We start from the raw sequence: 337 nt of genomic DNA, 5'->3' as shown, positions 1-337 counted from the left end.
GCCATCGGCGAACAGGGTCGAGGTACGAGAGGTGAAGTCGAGCAGGTTGGAGATGTACTCGCTGCACACCACCAGCACTTTCTCGGCCTTACCCTGGCGGATCATGCTCGCTGCCAGGCGCAGGTTGAGCAGGAAGCTGGCGCACTCCATCTGCGAATCCAATGGCAGCGCCCGACTCAGGCCGAGCTGCTTGGACAGCACGTTGGCCATGCGCGGGTAGAGACGTCCGCGCAGGTCCGGCAGGACATCGCCGGCGTCGGTCATGATCGGCGAGGAAGCCGAACAGATCAGCATGTCCACGCTATCCGGCGCGGTATCGCTGCTACGCAGCAGGCGC

Annotated in this window: 1 pseudogene; it reads right to left on the bottom strand. The window is 64.1% G+C overall.

Annotated features, from left to right (window positions below):
* Positions 1-337 (bottom strand): annotated as a pseudogene (pqsC, locus tag ACLJNW_RS23850) (2-heptyl-4(1H)-quinolone synthase subunit PqsC); the annotation flags it as partial.

This window comes from Salmonella sp. SAL4457 (assembly GCF_046548235.1).
GTDB lineage: Bacteria > Pseudomonadota > Gammaproteobacteria > Enterobacterales > Enterobacteriaceae > Salmonella > Salmonella enterica.
The sequence above is the reverse complement of the archived record's forward strand: the minus strand, read 5'-3'. Positions and strand labels throughout refer to the sequence as shown.